Origin of the sequence: Vagococcus sp. CY52-2, from assembly GCF_022655055.1 — a bacterium.
In the GTDB taxonomy this organism is placed as follows: Bacteria; Bacillota; Bacilli; order Lactobacillales; family Vagococcaceae; genus Vagococcus.
Map to the genome: position 1 here is coordinate 876815 of NZ_CP093384.1, position 23727 is coordinate 900541.

General features: G+C 33.4%; 15 protein-coding genes and 1 pseudogene. All 16 read left to right on the plus strand.

Annotation, left to right across the window (positions count from 1 at the left end):
* The first annotated feature begins 615 nt into the window (after nt 1-615).
* The 16 genes and pseudogenes from MN187_RS04475 (at nt 616) to MN187_RS04550 (ending at nt 23634) form a co-directional block, all read left to right on the plus strand.
* Nucleotides 616-978, plus strand: a complete 363-nt coding sequence (locus MN187_RS04475; RefSeq protein WP_242094472.1) for an EF2685/EF0750 family sortase-dependent surface protein — start codon at nt 616-618, stop codon at nt 976-978.
* Nucleotides 968-1783 (plus strand): WxL domain-containing protein, encoded by an 816-nt coding sequence (locus MN187_RS04480; protein ID WP_242094474.1) that lies wholly within the window; start codon nt 968-970, stop codon nt 1781-1783. Before MN187_RS04475 ends, MN187_RS04480 begins: the two co-directional genes overlap by 11 nt.
* Before the next feature lie 50 nt (nt 1784-1833).
* Complete coding sequence (locus MN187_RS04485; protein ID WP_242094476.1) at nt 1834-2634, plus strand: WxL domain-containing protein; 801 nt, start codon at nt 1834-1836, stop codon at nt 2632-2634.
* A gap of 114 nt (nt 2635-2748) precedes the next feature.
* Nucleotides 2749-3846, plus strand: a complete 1098-nt coding sequence (locus MN187_RS04490; protein ID WP_242094478.1) for a WxLIP family cell surface protein — start codon at nt 2749-2751, stop codon at nt 3844-3846.
* Nucleotides 3847-3869: 23 nt separating this feature from the next.
* Nucleotides 3870-4541, plus strand: coding sequence for a hypothetical protein (locus MN187_RS04495; RefSeq protein WP_241698953.1), 672 nt, complete (start codon nt 3870-3872; stop codon nt 4539-4541).
* Between the two features lie 360 nt (nt 4542-4901).
* Nucleotides 4902-5081, plus strand: a pseudogene (locus tag MN187_RS04500) (transposase); the annotation flags it as partial.
* A 97-nt stretch (nt 5082-5178) separates the two neighbouring features.
* Nucleotides 5179-8001, plus strand: coding sequence for a MucBP domain-containing protein (locus MN187_RS04505; protein WP_242094480.1), 2823 nt, complete (start codon nt 5179-5181; stop codon nt 7999-8001).
* A 33-nt stretch (nt 8002-8034) separates the two neighbouring features.
* Nucleotides 8035-9102 (plus strand): DUF916 domain-containing protein, encoded by a 1068-nt coding sequence (locus tag MN187_RS04510; protein ID WP_242094482.1) that lies wholly within the window; start codon nt 8035-8037, stop codon nt 9100-9102.
* Nucleotides 9103-9395: 293 nt separating this feature from the next.
* Nucleotides 9396-13046 carry a pectate lyase-like adhesive domain-containing protein gene (locus tag MN187_RS04515; protein ID WP_242094484.1) on the plus strand — a complete coding sequence of 1217 codons (3651 nt, stop codon included), beginning with the start codon at nt 9396-9398 and terminating at the stop codon, nt 13044-13046.
* Between the two features lie 183 nt (nt 13047-13229).
* On the plus strand, nt 13230-14768 hold the full coding sequence (locus MN187_RS04520; protein ID WP_241698957.1) for an ABC transporter permease: 1539 nt from the start codon (nt 13230-13232) through the stop codon (nt 14766-14768).
* 12 nt (nt 14769-14780) lie between these two features.
* Complete coding sequence (locus MN187_RS04525; RefSeq protein WP_117972241.1) at nt 14781-15455, plus strand: ABC transporter ATP-binding protein; 675 nt, start codon at nt 14781-14783, stop codon at nt 15453-15455.
* Nucleotides 15448-16881, plus strand: a complete 1434-nt coding sequence (locus MN187_RS04530; RefSeq protein ID WP_242094486.1) for a PASTA domain-containing protein — start codon at nt 15448-15450, stop codon at nt 16879-16881. Before MN187_RS04525 ends, MN187_RS04530 begins: the two co-directional genes overlap by 8 nt.
* Nucleotides 16882-17025: 144 nt before the next feature.
* Entirely contained in the window at nt 17026-19347 is a 2322-nt protein-coding gene (locus MN187_RS04535; protein WP_199500881.1) for a cation-translocating P-type ATPase, read from the plus strand.
* A 124-nt stretch (nt 19348-19471) separates the two neighbouring features.
* Entirely contained in the window at nt 19472-21310 is a 1839-nt protein-coding gene (gene dnaG, locus MN187_RS04540; protein ID WP_117972243.1) for a DNA primase, read from the plus strand.
* A 27-nt stretch (nt 21311-21337) separates the two neighbouring features.
* On the plus strand, nt 21338-22459 hold the full coding sequence (rpoD, locus tag MN187_RS04545; protein ID WP_241699213.1) for an RNA polymerase sigma factor RpoD: 1122 nt from the start codon (nt 21338-21340) through the stop codon (nt 22457-22459).
* Between the two features lie 164 nt (nt 22460-22623).
* Nucleotides 22624-23634: a DUF1002 domain-containing protein gene (locus MN187_RS04550; protein WP_117972244.1), complete on the plus strand. Its 1011-nt coding sequence runs from the start codon at nt 22624-22626 to the stop codon at nt 23632-23634.
* The last annotated feature ends 93 nt before the right edge of the window (nt 23635-23727 follow it).

The window sequence follows — 23727 nt, forward strand, 5'->3', positions numbered from 1 at the left end:
AACAACTCTAGGTTCTATTTAATGCTTTTTTATGTTAAAAAAGATTGATTAATTGGAGGAAAGGGTGATAAACTAGCGATTAACTTATCATAGGAAGGATAAACCATTTGTTACTTCTTTGTATTCATGCTATTTTGGTTTGAATAAGCATGTCAATCGGTTGGCAAGTCAACATTAAGAAAGTATCAGCATTGAAAAGTAACGTATATTAATATACGCTAGAAATAGGAATCAGTTTAGTCATAATATGGATATATAGTGTCATTTATTTATGATTCATAAACTGTTTTGTAATTCCTACGTGTAAAGTATAACATTTATACGTCGTTTTATTATGTACGTTATTGAAGTTTAAAGCTTTTCAATAATAGGTTATTCGTTCCCCTATGAAAGAATTGGAAAAGTTATAGTGTGTGATATTGGTCATTATTAAGTCATAATTATTGCTAAATCGCAATAGGGATGATACGGCTGTTCGCTATATTTTTAGTAATAAAAAGGGTCATGTGCTATAGTAAAGTATAACTAGGCTCTTCAGGTGGTGCCTATACTAGGCAATATGCCGAAGAAATCACCTGTAAAATTATGGAGGGACAACCTTAAGGAGATGAAAGGATGACAAAAAAAAGGAATCATTTTTTAATCTGTTTGTTGGTTGTGCTAATGAGTATTTTAACTAAACCCTATATGGTATTAGGGGATTCCACTAATGGTCAGGTGGTTGTACCTAGTGAAATATCTTTTTATGAAGATAATAGTGAATCGACCAAAGATGAACAAACATCTAGCTCGTCCATTCAAAAAAATACTTCAAAAAATAACACAACTCAAACTGATAAGACAACCAATAAAGGGATATTACCTCAGACTGGTGAGGCTATAAAAAATTATGGTCTGATTGGTGTTGCTATTGTGATAGTTGTTGTTATGTTATTCTTTTTACGAAAACGTAGAAAGGACGACTATTATGATTCATAAAAAACAGAAATTACTAAGTTGTTTAGTGGGTGTTTGTTTGATTAGTTTATTTTGGGGAACTTTGGTAAGTGCTGATAGTGATTTATCCAATAATGGGTCAGTCAGTGTTGAAGTATCGGATAAAACAGATCCTATTGATCCTGAAAATCCAGGTAATCCTGGAACACCAAGTAATCCAGATGATAATAATTATTCAACAAATGGTAGCTTGAGATTTGATTTTATTTCTCCATTGAATTTTGGAGCTAATAAGATTACTAAAACAAACCGTAAATATGCTGCATTAGCGCAATCATTTAATGGAAATGTAGATGCCCGTGCTAACTATATCCAAATCACAAATCACCAAGATTCTACAGCTGGATGGACACTTCAGGTAAAACAAAATCGTCAGTTTACTAGTGTCACAAAAGATACTCGTCTTGCTGAAGAATTAAAGGGAGCGGTATTGTCTTTGGATAAAGGGTGGGCCAATTCAATGAGTGATAGTCGACCTCCTGTCGTTACAAGAGAAACGATTGCAATTAACGAAATGGGAGTAACATATGAAGTGGCATCAGCCAAACCAAATGAAGCACGTGGTACATGGGTTATCTCATTTGGGGCATCTGACAAGAACACTAAGAATCAGTCGCCAACGTTGTCACCAGCAGTGGATGACCATAATAATCAACTTATTGATGAAAAAACAAAAAAACCATTGATGAGAAATTCTGCTGTGACGTTGACTGTCCCTGATTCGACAACGATTCAACCTGTTTCTTATGAAACAGAATTAACATGGGTGTTAGGTAAATTACCTTAACATATATATGTATATGTATATGTATATATAAATTTAGGAGGAGAAATATCATGAAAGCAAGAAAAATTTATTCAACAACTTTATTGGCAGTATTGGGAGTATCAACTTTAGGCGCTCCATTATTGGCATCAGCTGAGGCAACATCTTTAACATCTAAAGGCTCAGTAAAAGTGGAAGAAGGTACTGCAGGTGGGGAAGACACACAAACAGTCGATCCAGAAAATCCTGGTGAAAATTTACCAGATCCAGATCCGGATTCACCAAAGGAAAATAAAAACCCTGATACAGGAACTCTTGTTATTGAAAGAACAACCGATTTAAACTTTGGAACAATCAAAACATCAGCAAACGATGTGGAAGCTTTTGCAGCACCAGTAACATTTAATGAAAAAGCCAAAACGCGTGGGGCTTACGTACAATGGGCTGACGTTCGTGCAGGAGGGACTTACGGATACACAGTAACAGCCGAATTAACTAAACAATTTACTTCAGGTGAAAATGTGTTAAAAGGTTCACTTATTGATTTTTCAAATGGTCTCATAGCATCACAAACACAAGATAATGACGCTACCGCTGCAAGTAAAGTAGTACCATCAAACGTTCAAACAAGTTTTACACTATCTGAATCAAGTGGAGCACAAACAGTGGTAACAGCTGATAAAGACGAAAAAGAAGGTAAAGGTCGTCTTACTATGGAATTTGGTCAAAGTAAAGACTACAAAACTCAAGGCGAAGAAGCAGCGACAGATGACAAATCTGTTAAGTTAACTGTCCCAGCTGCAACAGCAACTGATATGGTTAAAGGCGATTATGAAGCTGAAGTAACATGGAAAATTGTCGCTGCTGAGTAATATTATTATGTTAAAATACAAATAAAGAAAATCTGTCAAAGTCAGTGTCGAAACTGGCTTTGACTTTATGTGTTTTTAGAAACAAATAAAATAATGGTAGATGTGGGGTTTGTTATGAGGGGACAATTACGAGTCAGTCAAAAATTAGTGATGATATTAAGTGTTATGTTATGCATGATGATAGGATGGTCGCATGAAGCCTCTGCTGCAAAGGCAGAATCACCAACCGGTTTTAATTATAAAATCAATTATCCGGATAATCAAACTGATAAAAGTTTAGGTTATTTTAAATTAAACATGGAGCCTGGACAGGAACAAAAATTATCTATTACTTTTAATAATCCAAGTAAAGAAAAAATATCTGTTTCTGTAAAAATAAACAGTGCGAAAACCAACCAAAATGGGGTTATTGAGTATGGTGTTTCAACTTTAGAAAAAGATGCCTCATTAAAATATGATTTAAAGGATCTTTTAAAAGGCCCAGAAAAAGTTGAGTTAGCAGCAGATGCTACTAAAACAGTAGAATATACTGTGAAAATGCCTGATGAATCATTTGATGGTGTCATATCCGGTGGAATGGAAATACAAAAAGAAAATCAAACAGGGACAGAATCTAATGAAGGTGGCACCAAGATTGTTAATAAGTATGCCTATGTTGTAGGAGTGGTATTACAAGAAAATGATAAAGATGTACCACCTGAATTAAAACTAAATAAGGTAGGAGCTGGCCAGTCTAACTATCGTAATGCGATTTTTGTTAATTTTTCAAATATTATGCCGTCTTATGTTAATGACATGACGACAGAAGTTAAAATCATGAAAAAAGGTAGTGAAACCGTTCTTTATGAGAAAAAACAAACGGCGATGAGAATGGCACCTAATTCGTTTATCAACTACCCAGTTAGTATGAATGGTGAACCGATGAGTCCTGGAAATTATGAAGCAGACATTTTAGTGACGTCTGGTGAGAGAAATCAAACGTGGCATTGGAAGAAAGAATTTGAAATTACTAGTGAAGAAGCAGATAAATTTAATAATAGAGACGTAGGATTGGTCCAAGAAAAAGGATTTAATTGGAAATTAGTAGCAATTATTGTACTAGGTCTGTTATTATTAATTATAATCATTGTGTTGTTGATACGTAGAAAAAATAACAAAGATAAAAAATCTAAAAGTAAAAAAGGAAAGAATAAGCGACGCAGTAAAAAATAGATGAGTTATAGGGGTATAAAGATATGGTAGAATATTTGGAATGGATTTATATAGGGACGTTATCGATTGGAAGCTTATCTGTGATAGGGTTATGCTATTTTATTTTTCGTTTAATCTCATTGCGTAAAAATTTAAAAACGTTAGATAAGAGTAAACCTAAAGGTAAAAAAGCAAAAAGAAATAAAAAGCGACAAAAGATAGCCTTAAGCAGAAAAAAACAGTCTATTCTTATTTTATTTATTGTATCTCTAGTCTCTTCACTGATATTTTTTGGAAGTTCAGCTTATATTAGATACTATCAAGCAATGAATTTAACGCCAGAAGATTCTAAATCAATTGTCACTTCTTATTATTTGATTCGAGATTTTGAAGATCAATTAAATTTATTAAAAGATAAAAAAGATGATCAAACGAAATTAGAACAAAATATTCGTCAATTATCAACCTCAATGGCAAGTTATGGTACCAAAAAGGCAAACACCCTAAATTCAGTAGATGGACAATTAGTATTAAATCGATATTACAATTCAGTGAAACAGTTGGGGATGAATGCCAGCACCCAAACGAAAAATTTTTATGGTAATAGTGAATTAGTGAATCAATTTTTAAAAGACATTCAGGGAGCAAAAGATTATGAAGGGGATGTCTTCAAGTATTATAAAGTAGATAAAGCTGTTTTGATAAAAGGAAAATAAATAAAAACGTTTGGTCGTTATACCAGCAAAATCACTTGGAAGATCAATCTTAAATGTTTATACATGAAGTATTCTTAATAATATTTAGAGCATAGATAAAGTATTGATACCTATCAATACTTTGTCTTTTTTTATAACATAAATCAAAGGAATATATCAAAATAAGATAGAAGTAAAGGCTGTCCATTTTTTATACTAACTAACTCTCAACAAAAAAGATTAAAAAAATAATTAGCAAACAAATTTATTATGCGTGTATTTGATAAATATGCGCTTTGTTGTTACAATAGGTTCATTGTATTAAATATTATTAGGGTGATAGTGAAAGATAGAAAGGAAATCTAAGATGCTTTTAAAGCCGTCTATCAAGCTGTTTCAAAAGAGAAAGCAATTGAACAAGTAACTTTTATAACAAATAAATGGAAAAAACAGTATTCACGAGTTGTCAAATTCTTCATGAATCTTGCTGTATTAACTCTTTATAACCTTCCTTCCTCAATCAGAAAGACCATCTACTCAACTAATTTAATAAGCAATTAAAAAATATACAAAGAGAACAGAACAATTTTCTGATGGATTTTCCATTTACACAAAATTCTTAACGCAACCATCAGTGTCTTTGAGAGGAGTTATATAAATGAAAAAGTTTGAAACAATGATGATTAAGATAATATTTTTAATGAGTATGTGTTTTTTTAGTGTCCCTTTAGTGACTCATGCTGAAGATTGGGAAAGTATTACGCAACTCCCCGGTATGAATTTAGTAGGAGATGGGTATGATCCTCCCAGAATACCTGGAGAGTACGCCACTATTTTTCGGTACAGACCAGATGTGACGTATGATGTTGTTGGGTCAAATTCTAATGATGTTCATTCATATGTCGGTGGGGGAAGCTATCGTTTTTACGATAGAGATAATCAAACAGAAGAGAAAGATGGTCAAAAGCATTATGTTCAATTAAATAATATCGCTATATATAACGGAGAGTATATAGATTTACGTATCAACGTGGAGTCTCTTACCGGTCCTAGTGCTACCAGACATATTCAAATATATACTGTGAGAGGCGGCATTGATTTTATGAGAATGAATACTCGACCATTTAATACTCAGGCTAAAATAAGATACGAATTTTTAAGGCATGGTACGGAGGAAAAAATTCCTTATCAAGGGATGTGGAATTATAGACGAGTTAATTACAGGAAAACAGTTGATTTAAATCCAAATTCTATCCATTCTATGTATACCAATGCTGATACAGAGTTAATTTACGACAAAGATTATTTACCACTATATAGAATTGTGGGAGAAAGCGGTGGTGAGAATGAACAACAAACTTTTTCCATCCTTTTTGACGCACCTAAAGGTATGTTAAACCAAGGTATATTTATTAAGAATACAGGTGTGGGTTATTTAAGATATGATAGTTCTCCTGTTACAGAAGTCGAGTTACCAACTCCGCAAATTGTAGGGGAAGTAAACGAGACTTATCCAAAAGTAAATTATAAAGTCGTACAAGATGTTCCAAAACAGGAGAAGGATACATGGTATCCAAAAGATTATAAAATGTTTATTCAGTTAAATAAAGGAATAGATATTGACAGTATAGACATAACGGCTACAAACCAAGATGATAGAAATGCTGATTCGTATTTTACCTATGAGAAAGACGCAAAAAATAATCAAATTATTATATCAGCAAGTGATGCTACTATGTCAAATGATAACTTTGTTGATAATGCTTATTTCTTTGCAATTTCTGGAAAGCTAAAGGATAGAAAAGATTATAAGTCTTTATATAAAGATAATTATTACAATATTCCCGCTACTGTATTTTATGAAACGCAAAAATATAATAGTGTGTCTAAATCATCTTCTGCTAAAACGAGAGCCATTATTGAGGCAAAAGCAAAAGAGCAATTGGTTGCAACACATTCCAACACATCGGATTGGGTGAATCAACCTATTGAGACATTCTTTTCAGATATGGTAGGGGCTTTTGATACGGATGATTTGAAGATTAAGTCTGTTGAAGAAAAAACATTTACGACAAAAGCATCTGGTCAAAAAGTGGCTTTTGTGTTGCAAGGAAAAGAATCAGGTGTTGAACTAGCTATTGATGTACCAGTAAAAGTATTAGATGAGAGAACCGTTAATTTAAACTATGTTGATACAAAAGGTGAGAAGATAGCCGATACAGTAGTAAAAAAAGGTTTAGAAGGCTTAGAATACGATTTTTCTTCTGAAAATAAGGAAATAGATAACTATCATTTTCTTGAGATTGATAGTAAATATGACAAGGAAACAGGGACATTCCCAACAACTAATAAAGAATTAACGATTAACTTTGTTTATGAATTAAATCAGCAAAGAGTGACCATTAATTATAAAGATAGTGATGGAAAACTATTATATAAACAAGAAGAAAAACAACTAGATATAAATAAAGACTACAACATAGAATCTAGAGAGCTTCCAGGTTATCTGATTAAATCAGTTAAGGTTAATAGTAAAGAAGATGAATTAACTCAACGAAATGGAGTGACTATTTCATTAAGTAACAGTCCTGTAGAAATAGATTTTATTTATACACCAAATCATTTTTCTCTACTATTGACTTCGAACATAACTGATGTGACACAACATCATGATGTCGCGTATCAACTATCGATCAAGAGTGGTGTTGAAGATAATTCAGAATTAACTAGCACGACTTATGTAAATACGGCTATTCAAATAGAGATTGATCCCAAATTAGAAAATATACGTGATATTGAAGTATTGAACAAACGTGGTGAAATAGTAGGGAATGGTCAATATAATAGTGAGACATCTAAAATAGATATTAGTTTAACATCAGATGTACCAAATACAGAAGACATTGTAGTAAACTATTTAGGAACGGTCAGTCTAGATGCTAAAACAGGCGATACTATCTTAACAAACGCTACGATGTCATCTAATTATTTGATGTATGGTAACTCCTTTACGATTAAAAAAGAGGCTAAAGAATTAACTAATAAAATTATTGGTAATCTGGGTCTAATATCTGCACCGAAAGAGGTTGATTTTGGGACATTTGTTTATGAAGCAAAAGACACGGTCATTAAAAATCCTAAAGTTGACAATCCTTTAGTGGTAATGGATACAAGAGATATGTCATCTAATACTGGATGGACATTAACAGCCCAATTAATTGAACCACTTAAAGATAGTGATGGTGTCTTGTTAGATAGTAAGTTAACTTATTTACACGATAATCTTGAAAGTGAGTTAGGCATGGATCCAGTCGAAATTTATAAGGATCAGTCAAAAGAACAGAAAAGAGTCGATGTTACGAGTGTTTGGGAGAAAAATAAAAAATATGGTTTACAACTTAAGATTAATGCCAACTCCTCTCCAAAACCTTCTGAGTATGAAGGGAAGATTAGATGGGCTTTAGTAGCCGGTCAGCCATAATAGGTAAAAAATGAGTGTAAGGGGGTATAGCTATTGAAAAAATTAACATTATTATTAAGTTTAAGTATTTTGTTTTTTGTTATTCCTTTAACATCTCTAGGACAAACATCTGATTCATTACCATTAGGTTTTAGTGTAGAACCTAGATTTCCTAAGAATCAAATAAATAAGGATATTGATTACTACTACTTATTATTAAAACCAAATGAACAGCAAAAAGTATTAATAGATTTAACCAATACTAGTTCCGAAAAAAAAACAATAGATATCTCATTGCATTCCGCTAAAACAAATTCCAACGGCGTCGTAGAATATGGTGATTCTAAAATAAAAAAGGACGATTCTTTGAAAAATGATTTCACTCATATTGTCAGTGGTCCATCGAGTGTAGAATTAAATCCTCAAGAAAAAAAAACGATAGAATTAACGATTAAGATGCCTAAAAAACAGTTTGATGGCGTAGTATCTGGTGGTATCCAATTTATGGAAAGAAATCAAAATAGAAAAGATCGGTCAAACAATAGAAAAGAAGGCTCAGTCATTTTTAATGAATATGTATATATCTATACAATGGTGTTAAAAGAGACTGAGGTACAAGTAGAACCAAAATTAATTTTTAAAGGGATAGAGTATTTAGATAATAAACTTTATGTGAGTTATTCTAATGTAGCAGCAACCTATTTATATCATATGGATGCTGACATCAAGATAAGTAAAAAAGGTTATACCACTGCATTGTACGAAAAGAAACAATCCAATATGAAGATGGCACCTAATTCTAATATTACTATTCCAGTGGAAATTTTAGATAATTATCTTGATTCTGGCATCTATACTGCGAGTATTTCTGTAAAAAATCAGGATGGTATAGAAGAAAAATGGCATGAGGATTTTGAGGTTGATAAAGGTTTAGTAAAACTGTTGGGAGATAGTAATTCAACTTCTTCTCGTCATAAGAAAAAAAGCCATACCCTTCTTTATTTATTATTATTTTTTATCAGTATGGTCATATTAATCGTCTTTTTTATTTTTAAAAGAATGGTAAAAATGAATTCCAAAACGTTTTTAAAGAATTCGTCTAAAAAACGTAAAGGTAAGTAACGTATTATAAAAAGATAATAGATAAAAATTAATTTGTTTAATTAGTAGGAAAAAGACCTAGAAGTGAGATATCTTCTAGGTCTTTTTCGTTAAACTAAACGTTTTTATTTTTTATAAAATTGAATTGTGGTGATATGTCATATAAGTATCATTGTTTTTTCTTAAAATCCCTATTACAATGTAAGTATAACATTTAAGCATAATAACTGATTGTTAAGTTTATTAAATGTTATTTTGGAGTTAATAATCTAAAAAAGAAGTGGAGGTTATTTGTAATATAAGGAGGATAAAAAATGAGGAAAAAAGTTTGGTTGTTATGTTCTTTCCTATTGTTTTTTTTAGTTATGATAAGTGGAAGACTCGTTGAGGCAGAAAGTTCTGTTAACGTATCTTCATCATTAAGACAAAATCAAGTAGTATCGAATAAGAAACAATTTGGAGGTTTACAAAATCTTAAGCAGTTTAGTTTAGATAAACAAGGGAACGGAATTGTTGCTTATAATTTTGGTAAAAGTATGGAAGAGATCAAAGCGCTAAATGGTGATGAACAAGCGGCTAAAGAGATGATTTTATACGAGAGTGGCGCTACTGGTTATGGTTTGATGGGTGATGTGACAGACAAGATCGAAGTAGGAGACTTAGGTGATTTATTTTCTACATCTTTTAATGATTTGGCAGAACATCATGTCACGTTAACGGTCCCAGCTGAGTATTCAGGTACTGGCAAAGCATTGTCTACTGATGTGATTATTTACACAGGGAAAGTGGCTAAGCCAACTACTTGGAACGAATTTGATACAGCTATTAGGGATCGCGATGTCACTGTTATTGACGTACAAAATTCTTTAAAAAATACAAGTAATGTAGGTAATGTTTCATTAGCTAATGCCAGAAAAGATTTTGTGTTACTTGGTAATGGTTATTCTATTGATTTTTTATTTGCTAGTTATGCTTGGAGAAATTTTAGAGGTCAAAGACTAAACGGAGCTTTGGTGACACCACATGCGATACTTGACAATTTAGATTTTTATGGCACTAATTATTACGGGCCTGTTTCTATGTTTGATACGACAAATTATGGAACATCGATTACATATCGTAATGTTTCGTATATTGGATCTCAAGTAACGGCAGCTTTTCAGGCTACTATAACGTTTGAAGGGAAAAATAGTGTATATACTAAAACAGGTAGCTATACTTCTTTTGATGGAAGTTTTGTTCGTTTATCTCAAGATAATCAAGCTGGTATTGAAGCTCATACCTTACGCTTTTCTGATGGCTCAGAAAATACATTTACTACTGATAATGGCGATGCTGTTATTTTAGGTAGTTGGTATTCTGATCAAGAACCTGTGAGAAGTATTCAACCATCTATGGTTATTGGAAAAAATGCTAAAGTGACGTTGAAAACATTAGGGAATATCGGTGAAAATAATGACTATTATGTTTCCAATAGAGATCCTAATTTATATTCTGTGATTAATATTAATAGAAATGGTCGGATAGATGTTGGTGAAAATTCAACATTAGTGGCAGAAACGGCTGAAGGAACGACTAGGGTACCGGTAAGATTGGGGTATTATGACAATTCCTATACCAGAGATTGGATTACGAGTGTTAATTTATCAAAAAATAGTCAATTTAATGTGAATATAAATGGACCTATTGCTAAGAGGCAAAATGGTACAGAAGAATATGCTGGTTTTATGTTAAAACAAAATTCTCAAATCAATGTTGGTGAAAATGCTAAACTAAATGTATCTGCTAGAAATATGACTACTGGAGCTCCTGTAATATCAATGGGAGTTAATTCAAAAATTAACGTAGCAGAATCAGGTAGTATGTTAATTAACAAAGATGGCGGTAGAGGGAACATCTTAAACTTAGGTGCCGATTCATTGTTTAATGTATCTGATGAAGGAAATGTAAAATTTGTTTCAGATGGTGAAGGAACCTCGACGGATTCCGTGATATACGGTGCTAATAAATCTACCTTTATTATTGGTGAACGTGGTCTCTTTACTTCCCAAATAAAAAACGGTTCTGGTACAAGAACCATGTTAGATTTTGCTTCAGGGGCGAATTTCAAATTTGCCAATGCTCGACGAATTGATTTAGATGTCCGCGGCAATGCTAATGCTTCTCTAATTGGTATGGCCACTGGTGACTTTTTAGCAGATATTCAAGCCGTAAAAGCTTGGACAAAAGAGGATGCGAGTCAATCAGATGATGATCCATCGTATGATTGGAGCCCAATGTATGGGGTAGATGTTCGCTATAACGGTAGTTCTCCTAGTAAAATTACTGCTAACAGTCTCACTTATAAAATGCGTGATGATTTTATCAAAAATTACAATACACAAAATATGTCACGTGTATTATTTGATTATATCCCAGATGTGCACATAGGACTTGATGAGCTCAGTGATAATCCTAAATTATCAAGTAGTCAAGTCTTTAAAGGTGTCATCAACAATGGCTCAAGTGTGGCCTTTTATAAAGTGGTTGATGAAAACGATCCAAGCAAGGACATTTTATTACCGAACGCAACCATTCCGTCTCCAGTAGAAGGAGAAGATAAAAAATATCATGTTATTGCAGGTAATGATGGGACCTATGAATTTCCTGTTCCAGAGACGACAAAATTAGTCGCAGGGGATAAAATTAAGGCTTATGGGTTCTTAAATGCCAAAGATGATTATGTCATCAATACGGTTCAAGATAAGACACCGCCAACAGCGGAAGGCGCTCACTATTATTTACCTGTTCATGGGGAAACACCAGATCCAAGTGTGTTAGTGACTAATGTCTCAGATACAAATCCTAATAATACACACTATACTTATCAATATAATGAAGCTAATCCAAAAGAAACGATTGATGCGTATATGAGTGAAATAGGAGACCACAAAGTCAAGGTTGATGTATCGGATGAAGCAGGTAATACAGCAACGATTGATACCACCCTTTCTGTGGTTGAGTCAAGTACTTATGTTTCTGGAGATGAGTTATCTATTTCATTTAAGGATTTACGTAATATGTCTGAAAAACAAATGAACGAGTACATCTTATCTAAAGGAAATATATCTGCGTATAAATTGTTAAATGGTAAAAAAATTGATTTAAGTCAAGTTGTTTCTGTTAAAGATTTGGGTGGTTTAGCTGATATTGAACAGATCAAATCAACCCCTTATACTATTTCTTTAGTTGTTTCAGCAAAAGATGCCGGTGAAGGAGTTAGTGATGATATCACTGGTACTATGACGGTAAAAGTAACCGATATTGATGCTGTTTTAACCATCAGTTTCATCAATGAAGCAGGAAAAGTGTTAGATGATTATACCACGACAGTTAAAGCGCTAGTTGGTGATACACTTGATTTAACTAAAGACACACATATCAAGACCCAACAAGAGTTACTTAAATCAAATGGGTACTTACTTGGTCGTGGTCCAGATCAAGAAACTGCCTTCAAGGTAACAGATACGGAAATGACCCTTGTGTATTATGTAGAAGGGACTGTGATGATTCAATCGGTTCCAACGGTCTTAGATTTTGGAACAGTCAATTACATTGCGCGTCCTAATCGGGTTGAAAAACCAACCTATGATAAACCATTAGTTGTTAGTGACACACGAGCCAATGCGACAGATGGATGGATTATGTATGCCCAAATGAGCTCGCCACTTCAAACCACCGATGGAAAAGTATTAGAAGATGTTATTCATTATGTGTCTAATGGAAAAGATACTGTGTTATCTGAAAATTCCCAAGCTATTTTTAGTGATAAAGAAAACAAAGCAGGCATTTATGACATTAGTAATGGTTGGGGAGATAAGCCAAAATCTGATGGGATTAAATTAGAGTTAGGATCTTCAGGTGATATTCATACTGGTAGTTATACTGGCGAAATTACTTGGAAGATTATGGAAGGTCAACCTTAAATAAGTACATATAAAATACCCTAAATATTTTTGGGGTATTTTTTTATAGTCATTTTTTAATCTAAAGTATGATGATTAAAATAAATTGAATGTTTCTGGATTAAACTATGAAAATTTAATGAATTTTATAATAAAGGGTGATAAAATGGGAGGTAAGACAATCAATGTAAAGGGAGTGAGAAAGTGACCTTTTTTAAGAGAGCCTTGTTGAGCATCCAAAGACGAAAAGGAAAGTCATTGATATTATTTTTGGTTATATTTATTTTAGGTAATTTAATGGCAGGGGCTATTGCGATTCAGCAGGCAACAAAGGGTGTTGAAACGAAGATAAAAACACAATTAGGTGCAAATGCGACTGTATCATTTAATCAAGACAAGTTGCAAGATCTAGATGACTCATCTAGTCAAACGCTAGACATGAAAGAACCAACAGCTAAAGTCTATCAAGAAATAGGAGCATTAAAGCAAGTAAAGTTTTATGATTACTCCATTATAGATATGATGCAAACAAAGAAAATAAAAAATGTTGAACCATCTGATGGAAGTTACAGTCGCAGTTACAATGGCTTATATTATTTTGATATTAAAGGGGCAAGTAGACCTGAGTTGATTGATGAACAATCAAAGAAAATAAGGTTAGTTGATGGTAGAAATTTTAATGAAGAGGACATAAAAAAAGGATCATCTGTTGCTATTATATCAAGTAAAGTAGCTAAAGAGAATAATCTTCATGTGGGAGATAAAGCTGTTTTTGATCGCACAATTGAACAGTATAATCAAGGTGGTTCTGATGATAGCAATGACGTTGAAACAAAATCTAAAGATTATCCTGTTGAAATTATTGGGTTATTTGATGTAAAAGAAGTAGAAGCAAAAAAATCAACTGGTAATTCACAAAAAGATAGTGAAAAGCAAATGAACCAAACAATTGATTTATATGATAAATTAAACACTATTTATTTACCAAATCATTACATTGAAAAAACACAAGCTGAAATGCTAGAATTTACATACGATAATTTTCCAGATAATTTTTTAGATGAAAATGAAAAAGTAATGGATAAAGAGACAGTATTAAAAGAATTTTCTTATAAAAATATTGTGGCAACCTATGTTCTTAATAAACCTGAGGAAATTGAAGATTTCCGATTGTTAGGAGATCAAATACTAAAAGACAATGGGTTGGATTATTATAAAATCGAAGCGAGTGCTGACCAATTTGATTCAATTGCTGGACCAATTAAAGGAATGGCAAAAATTTCTAAAATCGTTTTAATGGCTTCTGTATTAGCCTCTATATTTATTATTACCTTGGTGACGATTCTTTTCTTAAGAGATAGAAAACATGAATTGGGCATTTACTTGTCATTGGGGGAAAAACGCCAAAAGATTGTGGGTCAAATTGTCGTTGAAGTGGTGTTAGTTGCGTTAGTTGCCATGACATTATCTGTTTTTTCTGGTAATCTATTAGCGAAAGGTTTTTCTGATTCATTGATGAGGACACAGCAAAATAATTCGATAGACGATAATATGATGATGTATGGCAGTCCAGTCGCTGACGTCGGTATCACAGAAGATGACGTCATGAGGTCATATGAAATAGCGTTAACACCATCATATATTGCATTATTTTATTTAATTGGGTTGATTGTCGTATTATTATCAACGATTGTTCCTCTAGTCTATATCATGAGGCTGAATCCGAAAAAAATGATGATGTAAAGGAGCCAATCTATGTCAATCTTAAAAGCAAGTAAATTAAATTACTATTATCAAGATGGTGATACACGGCGCTTTATTTTAAAAAATATGAATGTCTCCTTTGAAAAAGGTCAATTTTACAGCATTGTAGGGCAATCTGGGTCTGGTAAGACAACCTTTTTATCTCTTTTAGCCGGATTGGATAAACCACAGGGAGGACGTATTTTTTACGAGAAAAAAAATATAGAAAAAATAGGTTATGATGAATATCGTCGTGACTATATTAGTATTATCTTCCAACATTATAATTTAATTCCCTATTTAACAGCCGTTGAAAATGTGTTGGTTCCAATGGCAATAACGGATAATAAATTGCCAGAAAATGAGGAAAAAGTAGCTATGAATCTATTAGATTATATGGGCATATCAAACGATAAAGCTAAACGATTGGTGACGCAATTGTCAGGTGGCGAACAACAGCGTGTGGCAATTGCTAGAGCGTTGGCAACAAACGTTGATGTTATTTTAGCTGATGAACCAACTGGTAATTTAGACGAAGAGATGGAACAAGAGATTGTGGAAATATTTAAAATGCTTGCTCACAAACATAATAAATGCGTGATTGTAGTTACTCACTCGCCGGAAATAGCATTGCAATCAGATCATTCCTATCTTCTTAGAAAAGGAGTTTTAAAAGAGAATGTCTGACTTTCTATCAAATTTCGAACATGACAATTATAAACAAATATTAAATGATAAAAAAAGTAAAAAAGAGGAACAATTAGAAGAGAATGCAGAATTAGAGGACGATTTATTATCTGATGACGTCGATGGCAACAAATCAGTCCTTCCAGAACATGAAGGAAAAATAAGACGAAAAAAAAAGAGAAAAAGAAAGAGCCAACCTATTCCTAACCAATCTATTGTTCCAATAGAGGAAGAATCACTTGAAGATGATATTGAAATCGATCCAGATTATCAGAGCAAACAAACTAAACGCAAAGCGGTGATTGGGGCTTCGGTTGTTGGTTTACTACTCATTGGTTATATTATTTATTACCAGGTGACACGTGTAAGTGTTCCTAATTTTTCTGATAAAACGGTTGTTGATGCTAAAAACTGGGCATCAGAAAATAGAATGAAGCCAAAAATCGAACAGGAGTATTCTACCAAAGTCGAAACAAATGGTGTGATTAGTCAATCTGTCGCACCAAATAAGAAATTAAAAAAAGGGTCTAATATCACCTTTAAAGTCAGTGAAGGGGCTAATCCCAAAGAAAAAATCACGTTACCTGATTTTGAAAAAATGTCTAAATCAGAAGTTGAACAATGGATAAGTAAAAATAAAGCGGATAATGTTTCCCTTATTGATGAATACAATGATAAAGTTGACAAAGGTAAATTTATTAAGCTTGAATTTACAGACAAAGAAGTCACTAAGGAAAATTATTTACGACAAGATATCGCGAACGTTTATTTTTCTAAAGGAAAAGAAGTGTTTGAAAAAAATATTTCAGTCCCAGATTTTAGTAAGAAATCTAAAAGTGATGTAGAAGATTGGGCTAAGAAAAACGATATTAAAGTCGATTATAAAGAAGTGGACTCTGATAAAATTGAGGCTGGATTAGTTGTCTCTCAAACAGTAGATCCTGATACTAAGATAGCTAAACAGGAGTCTATGAGTGTTTCTATCTCTGTTGGAAAAGCTGTCGTTGTGCCTAATTTTGCTAACTATTCAATTGAAGAAGCAACCAATGCAACAAGTGATTTACAAGTTATGACGAAAGAAGCTTTTTCCGATAGTGTTCCTTTTGGCCAATTGATTTCTCAGTCTATTGAAGCCGGAAAAAAATTAACGGGAAATGATGAAAAAGCCGTCAATGTTGTTTATTCTTCTGGAAGACCATATATTAAATCATTCTTCGGTCAATTAGAAGGAGATATCCCTAAATTAATTTACGATAACTTTAATTCAAAAGGGGCTTGTGTCACGTATGAAGTCTATTATGTGGATTCAGATAAAGAAAAAGGCCAAATTGTTCATGCAAATGCTTATAATCAATATATCGCAACAAACGCTCATTTAGTATTTGCGATTAGTAATGGAAAATATGCATCCTTGCCTGGTGAGTGATACAAACCTGACTAAGACATAATACGACGATTAAACTCCTAAGCTTTTCTAGTTAGGAGTTTAATTATTTGTTAAGAAGCTTTAAATTTGCCGAAAAAATCTATACAATAATGGAAGAAATCATGAAAAGAGAGAGTAAATATAATGAGAATGAATGAAAAAGGATTGACCCAAGCGGAAGTTAACCAGCGTATTAGTCAGGGACAAGTGAATGATTATGTTTCTGATACATCAAAAAGCAACAAAGAGATTATTTATGACAATGTTTTTACTTTATTTAATTTGTTAAATGTTGTGATTGCTATCTGTTTAGCTTTAGTTGGAGCTTATAGCAATCTGTTTTTTATGGCTATTATTATCTTAAATGTGGTCATTGGAGTATCACAAGAAATTCGAGCGAAAAATCTTGTGTCACAGTTATCGATTGTGAACGAAGAAAACGTTGAGGTCTTTCGTGACAATCAAACAATCGGCATTCCCACCACTGAATTAGTATTAGATGATGTGGTTATTTTATCTGCAGGCCAACAAGTTCCTTCTGATATGGAAATTTTGTCTGGAAATGTTGAGGTAAATGAATCGTTATTAACAGGTGAGGCTGATTTAATCAAAAAATCGACTGCCAGTCAACTTATGTCAGGAAGCTATGTCACAAGTGGTCAATGTGTGGCCAAAGTGGTTCATGTTGGAAAAGATAATTATGCCGTCAGAATCGCTGAAGAAGCTAAAATTCATAAACCAGTCACTTCTGAATTAGTTGAATCGATCAGAAAAGTGGCAAAATTTACCAGTTATATTATCATTCCTTTGGGTATGATTTTGTTTTTAGAAGCGTATTTTTTAAGACAAAGTGATTTGAAATTATCTGTGGTGTCATCTGCTGCTGCCTTACTAGGTATGCTGCCAAAAGGAATGGTGTTATTAATTAGTATTGCTTTAGCAACAGGTGTGGTCAAACTAACAAAGAAAAAAGTATTGGTTCAAGACATGCACTCAATTGAAACATTAGCACATGTGGACGTGTTGTGTTTAGATAAGACTGGTACGATTACGCAGGGAAACATGTTGGTGTCAGAAGTGATTGATGTCAATCCATCATTCAAAGAAATAAACACAACCAATTTAATGGAAAACTATATTAATGCGACAGATGATAATAATTTGACCATGCAAGCCTTGCGTTCTTATTATCAAACGTCAACTAATTTAAATGTATTAGATACTTTAGCGTTCTCATCAGATAGAAAATGGGGAGCGGTACTGTTTGAAGGCGTGGGATGTGTATATCTTGGAGCGCCAGAACGTTTAGTGTCAGAAGATAAATTACCACAAGAAATTTATCAAGCGCAGGCACAAGGTAGTCGAGTCCTTCTTTTAGGGATCGATCAATCAGCCACTCAGCTAACTGATACAGTAGGAAATGTTGAAGCATTATCTGTCTTAATTATTGAAGATGCTATTCGAGAAAATGCAGAACAGACATTGGCTTATCTAGACAGTGAAGGGGTTGCGTTAAAAGTTATTTCTGGTGACAATCCAATTACTGTATCAAATGTAGCAAGACGTGCCGGTCTAAATCACTATGAGGAATATATTGATTTATCAACGATTGAAACAGAAGAAGAGGTCAAAGCTATTGTGGATGACTATACTGTGTTTGGTCGAGTGAGTCCACAACAGAAAAAATGGTTAGTCGAAGCACTAAGACAAAAAGACCATATTGTTGCTATGACGGGTGATGGTGTGAATGACATTTTAGCGATGAAAGAGGCAGACTGTAGTATTGCCATGGCTGAAGGGGATAATGCGACACGTCAAATGGCTAATTTGGTTTTATTAAATTCTGATTTTACTACCTTACCAGATGTGTTGTTTGAAGGTCGACGTGTGGTTAATAATGTGACAAAAGTTGCGAGTATCTTTTTTATTAAAACTATCTACTCATTTATCTTGTCCATTATTTGTATGGTAGCAGCAATTGGATTCCCATTTATTCCGATTCAAATTACGTTGCTTGATTTAGCAATAGAAGGCTATCCTACGTTCTTCTTATCATTTGAATCTGACAAACGTAAAATTACGACAAAATTTTTACCAACTGCCCTACGACGAGCGTTGCCAAATGCATTGTTAGTAGTCATTAATATGTTAGTGATCTATTTTGTTTCTCCAAAATTAGGCATTACAGGAATCGATCAAACAACATTAATGTATTACATGTTGATTGCTGTTAGTGCTATGGCAGTTATTAAGGCGTGTTTGCCATTTAATCCACTCCGATTATTTTTAGCGGTGACAACAACTGTTGGAACGTTTGTAGCGGCAATGCTATTTACATCATTATTAGAAATCACTTGGCTAAATGCTACTACATTACCTGTTTTTGTTGTACTTGTTATTTGTTCGATTATTGGTAAGCTCATTTTAGATAAATTAATTACGGGTAAAATGGGATCTTTTAACTAAGCACAAATTGTTGCAAACTAAATGATTTATGTTATAATTTATTATGAAGAGTTATGTCGTGGTCGCGCTGATTTCAGTGCGACTTTTCTGACTTAATTATGTAAAAAGGGGATGACTTATCAATATGCCACAATTAATCCCTCAAGAATTAATTGATACAGTTAGACAAGAAACAAATATTGTTGAGGTCGTTGAAAACTATGTTCAATTAAAAAAATCTGGTAAAAATTATTTAGGCTTATGCCCATTTCACAATGAAAAAACACCGTCGTTTACCGTAGCAGAGGATAAACAAATCTTTCATTGCTTTGGATGTGGTAAGGGTGGAAATGTGTTTACTTTTATTCAAGAAGTAGAAGGATTATCATTTCCTGAGGCAGTTGGGAAACTAGCTGAACCACTAAATGTATCTTTGCCAACAACGTCATTTTCTGGTGTGCAACAAACACCCAAAAATAGTACACATCAGACATTAATTGAGATGCACGAACATGCTAAAAGTTTTTTTCACCATATTCTGGTAAATACAGAAGTTGGTAAAGATGCTATGACTTATTTGGAACAACGAGGTATTTCTCGAGAATATATTGATGCGTTTGAGTTAGGCTTTGCTCCTGACAACCGAGACATTTTATTAAAAGTTATGCAAAAAGAATTTAAAGACGGTCCTTTTGATGAGTCAGGTTTATTTGTCGAAAGAGATGATGGCACGTTGATGGACCGGTTTTTTAATCGAGTCATGTTTCCAATAAAGGATGCTAAAGGCAAAACAATTGGTTTTTCAGGTAGGCAGATGCCAACAGATCAACCAGATAAGGATAAAAAGCAGCCTAAATACCTTAATAGTCCTGAAACGGAGATATTTAACAAGCGAGAAGTGATTTATAATTTTCATTTAGCTAGACCTCATATTAGAAAAACAAATGAGGTTTATTTATTTGAAGGATTTATGGATGTTATGGCGTCTTATATGTCTGGTGTTAAAAATGCTGTCGCCACTATGGGAACAAGTTTAACTGAGCAACAAATTCATCGATTAGAGCGTGTGTGCGAAGATGTGACGATTTGTTATGATGGTGATTCAGCCGGCATCAATGCGACCAACCGGGCAATTGAATTATTGACCAAAAATACCGCAATCGGGGTTCAGGTAGTCAGTTTACCGAATAAACTAGATCCAGATGATTATCGGATGATGTATGGAACAGATGCTTTAGAAAACGAATTATTACACCATAAACAAACTGTGTTTCAGTTTAAACGCGTTTATTTGATGCAAGATTTTAATTTGGCAAACGAATCAGATGTTTTAGCTTATCTAGAGCTTGTGTTAAAAGAGTTAGCTATGATTCCATCTGTTATTGAAAAAGATTTCGCTTTAACACAACTATCAGAAGAATTTAACCTTTCTAAAGAAACGTTACAACTTCAATTAAATCAATTAATACAAGATAATAAGCAGCAAGCTTTTAAACAAATCATACCTAGAAGGCCAGAAACCATCGTTCCTAAAACACAGGAATTTAGAAACATAGATGTGGTTGAAAAAGCCGAAAGGTTATTAATATTTCGTGCGTTAAATGAGAAGACAACATTTCAAAAAATAATCAGTCAGCCTAACTTTTCATTTATTCATGATGCCTATCAGGAATTATTTCAACATATAGCAAGTTTTTATGAATTGTATGGTCGAGTTGAATTGGCAGATTTTATTAATTATTTGAAAGAAGACAATTTACGTAATGTATTAATAACTATTACCATGCAAAATTTTAGTGAACAAAGTAATGACCGGGAGATTAGTGATTGTTTACAAGTGATAGAAAAAGCAAGTATTCAGTCTAAAATAAACGCTTTAAAGAAACAGCAACAAGAGGTCAAACAGATAGGTGATTCTATCAAAGAAATGGAAGTAACATTAGAAATTATCCAATTGCAAAAAGAATTAAGTAATTGGGGATAATACAAGGGGGAGTCCATCATGTCAAAAATGGAAAAAGATGCCGCATACAAAAAAGAAGTAACCAAGTTCATCAAAATAAATCGAGTTAGAGGTTCAGTATTTTATGATGAATTAACCAATAAATTAGCTACTCCTTATGAATTAGATGCTGATGATATGGATGAATTGATTGAAAAAGTTGAGGACGCAGGAATTAGCGTTGTGGATGAAAAAGGCGAGCCAAGTGAACATAGTTTGCGTGTCGCTAAAAAAAATCAAGAATCTAAGAAGACAAAAGAAAAAGAAGAAGAAGAAGAAGATTTAATTGCACCAGCTGGGGTAAAAATCAATGATCCCGTTCGTATGTACTTAAAAGAAATCGGTCGTGTCTCACTTCTTACAGCTGACGAGGAAGTTGCTTTAGCGCTACGTATTAAAGAAGGTGACCCTGAAGCAAAACAAGAATTAGCTGAAGCTAACCTACGTTTAGTGGTGAGTATTGCAAAACGTTACGTTGGTCGTGGAATGCAATTTCTTGATTTAATCCAAGAAGGGAACATGGGATTAATGAAGGCAGTTGAAAAGTTTGACCACGAAAAAGGGTTTAAGTTTTCTACTTATGCGACTTGGTGGATTCGTCAAGCAATTACGCGTGCGATTGCCGATCAAGCAAGAACGATTCGTATTCCAGTTCATATGGTTGAAACAATCAATAAATTAATTCGTATCCAACGTCAATTACTACAAGACTTGGGACGCGAACCAACACCAGAAGAAATTGGAGCAGAGATGGATTTATCACCTGAAAAAGTACGTGAAATCTTAAAAATCGCTCAAGAGCCTGTCTCACTTGAAACACCTATTGGAGAAGAAGATGACTCGCACTTAGGTGATTTTATCGAGGATCAAGATGCAACTAGTCCAGCTGAACATGCAGCTTACGAATTATTAAAAGAACAATTAGAAAGTGTGCTTGATACATTAACTGATAGAGAAGAAAATGTCTTACGTTTACGTTTTGGTTTAGATGATGGACGCACTCGTACATTAGAAGAAGTCGGAAAAGTATTTGGTGTGACTCGTGAGAGAATTCGTCAGATTGAAGCAAAAGCGTTAAGAAAATTACGCCACCCTTCTCGTTCTAAACAATTAAAAGACTTTTTAGAATAAAAATAATAACGCACTAGTTAAAGCTAGTGCGTTTGTTTTTAATTGATTTTTTTAAAAGAATGTTAAATAATCAATAAAAAGACTTAATTCATTCTAAAGATGGATGGAAATAAGGAATAGATGTGTTACATTTGTAATGAATTAAAAAATGAAAAGGTGATGTTATGAATAAATTTAAAAAGATTTTACTAGGTCTTACACTACTTTCAACAGTTGGATTAAGTACGCAAGTTTCGGCTGCAGAAAAAGCGAAAGATGAAGGATGGGATATTCCAAATATCGCATTAGGTAATGGCTTAACAGATGCTGAAAAGCAACAAACACGTGATATTTTAACAAAAGACCTGAGTAAAGTATCCATGTTAAGTGGAGCAAACACTCAGAATATAAATGAATACATTGTTGATGGCAATGATTTAGTGAAATATGTGACCGACGTTCCAGAATTTACCAGTTCGTCAAAAGCTTATTCAAGTGCGTTGATTGCTCGTACAAAAAGTGGGTCAGGTGTTACCGTAGATATTGTGACACCAGATAAAATTACCGCAAGAACTGAAGCAATGTATCGTTCAGCAGCGATTACAAGTGGTGTGTATGATGCCTACATTCGTATTGCAAGCGTTCGACCAATGGATGGTAGTGGTGCATTAGCTGGTATTTATAAGATTTATGATGAAGTAGATCCTGCCTCTAATCAAACAGAACAAAAAGAGCGTGATGAAAAGCGTGAAGTAGCACAAGATCAAATGCAAGTGGTTTCTGCCATTGATCAACAAAACCAAGATAATAAAGATTATTCTTCAGAAAACATCTTAGTCATGTTAGCTGATATTCAAATGGAATTACAAAAAATTAATAAGAAATTAAGTGACATGTCTGATGAGAAAAAGAAACAAGAAGTAACCAATGTGGTTGACGAACAAATTGAGAAAAACGGCCTGCAAGAAGCCATTACACCAGAACTAAAAACGCAAGTCGTCAATAACATGGTGAACTTTACTAATACAAGTGCCATCACAGATAAAGAATTAACCAGTCAATTATCTGGGTTTAAAGATGACATTGTGAAAAATGGTAAAGAATTTAAAGATAATTTATTGTCAGAAGAAAATGTCGAAAAAGCAAAAGGAATTTGGCAAAAGATTAAAGATTTCTTCTCAAACTTATTTAAATAACGTTGAAACTATCTAGTGAAAACTAGGTAGTTTTTTTAATAGACTAGGGGATTATAAGTTCAGCCGTCAATGTCTAGCTCCCAAGTCCTGACC

Coding starts and splice junctions, on each gene's coding strand:
- MN187_RS04480 (WP_242094474.1), top strand. CDS start 968: ATGATTCATAAAAAACAGAAATTACTAAGTTGTTTAGTGGGTGTTTGT.
- MN187_RS04475 (WP_242094472.1), top strand. CDS start 616: ATGACAAAAAAAAGGAATCATTTTTTAATCTGTTTGTTGGTTGTGCTA.
- rpoD (WP_241699213.1), top strand. CDS start 21,338: ATGGAAAAAGATGCCGCATACAAAAAAGAAGTAACCAAGTTCATCAAA.
- dnaG (WP_117972243.1), top strand. CDS start 19,472: ATGCCACAATTAATCCCTCAAGAATTAATTGATACAGTTAGACAAGAA.
- MN187_RS04550 (WP_117972244.1), top strand. CDS start 22,624: ATGAATAAATTTAAAAAGATTTTACTAGGTCTTACACTACTTTCAACA.
- MN187_RS04505 (WP_242094480.1), top strand. CDS start 5,179: ATGAAAAAGTTTGAAACAATGATGATTAAGATAATATTTTTAATGAGT.
- MN187_RS04525 (WP_117972241.1), top strand. CDS start 14,781: ATGTCAATCTTAAAAGCAAGTAAATTAAATTACTATTATCAAGATGGT.
- MN187_RS04485 (WP_242094476.1), top strand. CDS start 1,834: ATGAAAGCAAGAAAAATTTATTCAACAACTTTATTGGCAGTATTGGGA.
- MN187_RS04495 (WP_241698953.1), top strand. CDS start 3,870: ATGGTAGAATATTTGGAATGGATTTATATAGGGACGTTATCGATTGGA.
- MN187_RS04535 (WP_199500881.1), top strand. CDS start 17,026: ATGAGAATGAATGAAAAAGGATTGACCCAAGCGGAAGTTAACCAGCGT.
- MN187_RS04530 (WP_242094486.1), top strand. CDS start 15,448: ATGTCTGACTTTCTATCAAATTTCGAACATGACAATTATAAACAAATA.
- MN187_RS04490 (WP_242094478.1), top strand. CDS start 2,749: ATGAGGGGACAATTACGAGTCAGTCAAAAATTAGTGATGATATTAAGT.
- MN187_RS04515 (WP_242094484.1), top strand. CDS start 9,396: ATGAGGAAAAAAGTTTGGTTGTTATGTTCTTTCCTATTGTTTTTTTTA.